Genomic DNA, 4572 nt, shown 5'->3' with positions numbered 1-4572 from the left:
ATATAAATTTAGTCATTTGCACTTGAGAAAAACACATTTGTTTTAATGTCATATTCTTGAAATCTTGAATAATATAATAACGGAATTTTTCTTTTTTTAGAGTTCCGTTTTCAATTCCCATAATGAAAGGATGTTTATTATATTTATCCCATATTTCTTTTGACATTTCAAGCAAATATTTAACGGTTTTCATTATTCTGCCTCCTTTGAAAATTCGCCATTTAAATTAAAAGAATGATTCATAGGTCCTCTGCCTTTTCCTAAATTAAGCATAGATTCTAAAGCTCCCGAAATATAATCTTTCGCTTTTCTTATAGAATTTTCCATATCGTAGCCTTTTGCCAAATTTGACGCTATGGCGCTTGATAGAGTGCAGCCCGTTCCATGAGTATTCGGATTATTGATTCGTCTGCCGTAAAACCATTTTAATTCTCCGTTTGAATATAATAAATCGTTTGCATCGTTTAAGTTATGTCCGCCTTTAATCAAAATAGAACATCCATATTTTTCTCCGATTGATTTTGCCGATAGAATCATATCTTCTTCGCATGCGATTTTAATTCCCGAAAGAATTTCAGCTTCTGGAATATTCGGCGTAATAATAGCAGCCATAGGAATAAGCGTTTTTTTAAGAATAGCAACGGCGTCAGATTCTATTAATTTTGCTCCTGAAGTTGCAACCATAACTGGGTCAACCACAATATTTTTAGCTTTATAAAAATCAAGTCTTTCAGCGATAGTTTCAATAAGTTTAGAATTTGAAACCATTCCAATTTTTACGGCATCGGGATAAATATCGGTAAAAATCATATCGATTTGACTTTTTAGAAAATCGGGACTAATCTCCAATATGTCCGATACTCCCGTTGTGTTTTGAGCAGTAAGAGCGGTAATTACCGACATGGCATATACTCCGTTCATTGTCATAGTTTTTATGTCCGCTTGAATGCCCGCTCCTCCACTGCAGTCGCTTCCAGCTATTGATAATGCAGTTTTCATTTTGTCTCTCCTTAAAATTAATTATTTTTTATTTTGCAAATTTATAACGATTCAAAAAATAAATCGGTATTTATAAAATCTTCAATAAAAAAATCGGCGATATTTTTAATTTCATTTTGTTTCTCTTCGTATTTATCATATACAGCCGCCACTAAAAAAGACGACATTTTAGCGGTTTTTATAGAATAATAAGCGTCTTCAAATACGAGAGTTTCGCTTTTTTTCGTCCCAAGAAATTTCAACGCTTCCTCAAAAATATTCGGTTTGTCTTTTCCGTATCCAATGGACGAACATGTAAAAATTTTAGTAAAAAAATTCTCCATTTTATTTCGTTTCAAAGCCGTTTCGATTAAATAATCGTCTGTTGCCGTAGCAATGCACATTTTAACTTTTCTTTTTTGTAGAATCTCTAAAAATGATTTCACATTTGGTTTTGGAGAGGCTTCGTAAAAATAAAAATTTTCTATAGTCTTATTTATTCCGTTTATAATTTCTTTTTCCGTCAAATCAAGTTTATATTTATTTTTTATATAATTTGCCGACTGACTCAAACTCATTGAAGATATGATTTCGTTAAAATTTTCTTCAGCTTCGCATCCTATGGAATTAATATAATTAGAGCCTGCCGTTTGCCAAATGGACATTGAATCGAATAATGTTCCGTCAAAATCAAAAATTGCGCCTTTTAATTTCATAACTTAATCATTTCTTCCGATAATCTGCGAAGTTCTCTGCATTCTTTTTCTATATCATCCGCTCCGAAAATTGCGCTTACTAAAGCCACGCCGTCTACTTTACTTCCAGCGAGTTTCATAATATTGTTTTTTCCAATTCCGCCTATAGCGACAACGGGAATATTTACCGAGTTGCAAATACATTTAAGAGTTTCAAACGAAATAATATTAGCGTCAAGTTTTGTGGAAGTTGAAAACATAGCGCCGACTCCGAGATAATCCGCCCCGTTTTTTATCGCATCCAAAGCCTCGTCTACGCTCTGAACGGAAACTCCGATTATCATTTTATCTCCTACTAATTTACGAACCTCTAAAACCGCCATATCTTCCTGCCCGACATGAATTCCGTCCGCATTGCATTTTATCGCTATATCGACATTATCGTTGATTATAAACGGAACATTATATTTTTTGCATAAATCTTTAACTTTTATCGCTTCTTCTAAAAATATTTTTTCGTTAAGATTTTTTTCTCTAAGCTGAATGCATGTAGCTCCGCCTTTCAAAGCCGATTCAACTTGTTCGTATAAATTTTGTTTGCCCGTCCATGCTCTGTCTGTGACAGCGTAAAGAGTGGCGAATTTTTTATCGAATCTCATATTTTGCTCCTTTATCCAATTCTTCGGGAGTGAGATTATAAATCGCGTCAATTATATAATTTCTATATGAAGAATTTCCGTCAAGTTTCGTCAAACGATTATAAGCGATTTCTCCAGCAAGTCCCATAGCGCATACGGAAGCCGCTGCAGATTCTAAAATCTGATTTGGATTAGCGGCTATAAAAGCTGCAGTCATAGCGGAAAGCTGGCATCCCGTTCCCGTAACCGTTGCCATCATTGAATGTCCGTTGCGAATCAAATAAGTTTTTTGACTGTCGCTTACGATATCTATAGCTCCCGTCATAGCGATTACGGAATTAGTTTTTGATGAAAATGATTTTGCAAACTCTACGGCTTTGTCTAAATTATCTTCTGTAATTTTATCGGATTCGCTCGCGTCTACTCCTTTGGTTGACATATTGCCATATGATAGAGATTTTATTTCGGATACATTTCCTCTAATTACGGAAAATTTTATTTCGCTTAAAAGTCTTAAAGAGGTTTGAGTTCTAAGTTTTGAAGCTCCCGCTCCTACAGGGTCGAGAACAATCGGATTATTGATTTCGTTCGCTTTTTTGCCAGAGATTATCATCGCTCGAACTGTGGCATCGTCCAAATTTCCAACATTAATATTTAGTCCGTTGCAAATTGAAGCGATTTCGGAAACTTCATTTTCATCTTCAGCCATAATCGGCGAACCTCCGCATGCAAGAATGATATTGGCGCAGTCGTTTATCGTTACATAATTTGTAATATTTTGAATGAGCGGATGTTTAATCTTAACATTTTCAAAAATTGACTTAAACATATTTTTATCCTTATTGTAATTTTTATTTTTTATAATTTTATAAATTCTTTTCTGCAACAAAAAAGGGATAGCCGTTGCGAATATCCCGTAAAAATCTACAATAAAGACGACTTCCTACGGCGGCATTATCCGCATCAGGTAAAAAGGGTCGAAGTTAATTACTTCCTCTCAGCCCGATTACGAGCTCCCCCGCTTTTGTTATTATAATTTATTATAACTCAAATTATATAATGATTTTAATATATTGCAAGTATTCTTATTTTTTGATTGGTTTTGAAACAAAATTAGCGTCTACGAGAATGGCTAAAAAATAGTCTTCCCATTATTTTTGTATCATTTGCCGAAATAATTTATATAAATTGTATTGTCTCGCAATAAGATAAAAATTCGTTATACGGATGTTATTTTATATCGTCATTGCGAGCCAAACAGAGTGAAGGCGTGGCAATCTACTATTAATAAAGTTAAATTTTAAAATCAATTTTTATTAATTTTGGATTACTTAGCTTCCTTAATCAGTCGTTCGTAATGGACAAAGTTTTTAACCGTCATTGCAAATGTAATGAAGCAATCTAAAGAAAAACAATATTTAAAATAAAAATGCTTACGCTTTTGAGTATAAATCAGTTTTAATTTAAAATTAATCAATACTTGCTCCGTATTTAAGCCCTAATTCTACTCCTATATCTAAAATGCCGTAATATATTTTCTTTCCGTTAATATCAAGAGATTTATCTTTTGCAATATCGTATCCTAAATATAAACCGATATTAAAAGCAAAATTATTCTTGAAGAAAATGGAATAATCCAAAGAAGCTTTTATATAACCTAAAATTGCAGGACTAATTATATTGGCTATATCGCCCCTTCCTAATTCGTTCGATTGTTCTTGATTGAGAACTTTTGTAATTAATTTACCTTTCATAGGTATTTTAATTCCTCCACCAATTCCTATTGCAAAATTTCCTATATTAAATTTAGGAAGCAATCCAATTTGTAAACTGTCAAAACTATAGGAAAAAGCAACTCTATTGGCATACATTTCAATTCCCGAATTTAACGAGCTTGCATTTAAAGATGCGGCGATAGTGTCATGGGAATAGCCAAATTCAGCCAATAAACTTATTCCTAAACGGCTTGACATTTGCGTCATATACCCGAATTGAGCGGTAATTCCGCCGTCAAAAGATACCTCTCCATTAGCTCCAGCATTATCTTTAAGATATTTTGGCATTATACCTATTCCCATTTGCAGAGGAATATTTAGTATAAATTCAAAACCGCTTTTTGCAAATACGGAAATATTGAAAATAGCAAGAATTGAAACGGTAAAAAATAATCTTTTTAAGTTATTCATAATAAACTCCTTTTGTTTATTTGCTCTTTAAGTATAATAAAAATATTAGTAAAAGTCAAGTAAAATTTTATATTT

At 32.9% G+C, this 4572-nt stretch carries 6 protein-coding genes and 1 riboswitch; all 6 genes read right to left on the bottom strand.

All coding sequences use genetic code 11. The features are described from left to right. Positions 1-193, bottom strand: a 193-nt coding sequence (locus ACR0QS_RS11375) for a hypothetical protein (protein WP_432633567.1), incomplete at its 3' end; no start/stop codon positions are given. Then, entirely contained in the window at positions 193-999 is an 807-nt protein-coding gene (thiD, locus tag ACR0QS_RS11370; RefSeq protein ID WP_432633566.1) for a bifunctional hydroxymethylpyrimidine kinase/phosphomethylpyrimidine kinase, read from the bottom strand. The genes thiD and ACR0QS_RS11375, both read right to left, overlap by 1 nt. A gap of 41 nt (positions 1000-1040) precedes the next feature. After that, on the bottom strand, positions 1041-1694 hold the full coding sequence (locus ACR0QS_RS11365) for an HAD family hydrolase (RefSeq protein ID WP_432633565.1): 654 nt from the start codon (positions 1692-1694) through the stop codon (positions 1041-1043). Then, on the bottom strand, positions 1691-2332 hold the full coding sequence (gene thiE, locus ACR0QS_RS11360) for a thiamine phosphate synthase (protein ID WP_432633564.1): 642 nt from the start codon (positions 2330-2332) through the stop codon (positions 1691-1693). Before thiE ends, ACR0QS_RS11365 begins: the two co-directional genes overlap by 4 nt. Continuing rightward, positions 2319-3140 (bottom strand): hydroxyethylthiazole kinase, encoded by an 822-nt coding sequence (gene thiM / locus ACR0QS_RS11355; protein ID WP_432633563.1) that lies wholly within the window; start codon positions 3138-3140, stop codon positions 2319-2321. The genes thiE and thiM overlap by 14 nt, the downstream gene beginning before the upstream one ends. Positions 3141-3234: 94 nt before the next feature. Beyond that, positions 3235-3341: riboswitch (TPP riboswitch) on the bottom strand. A gap of 439 nt (positions 3342-3780) precedes the next feature. Then, complete coding sequence (locus ACR0QS_RS11350) at positions 3781-4497, bottom strand: PorT family protein (protein ID WP_432633562.1); 717 nt, start codon at positions 4495-4497, stop codon at positions 3781-3783. Between the last annotated feature and the right edge of the window lie 75 nt (positions 4498-4572).

This window comes from Brachyspira sp. (assembly GCF_050873525.1).
In the GTDB taxonomy this organism is placed as follows: Bacteria; Spirochaetota; Brachyspiria; order Brachyspirales; family Brachyspiraceae; genus Brachyspira.
Note: the sequence above shows the minus strand (reverse complement) of the source record. Positions and strands in the feature narration are given on the sequence as shown.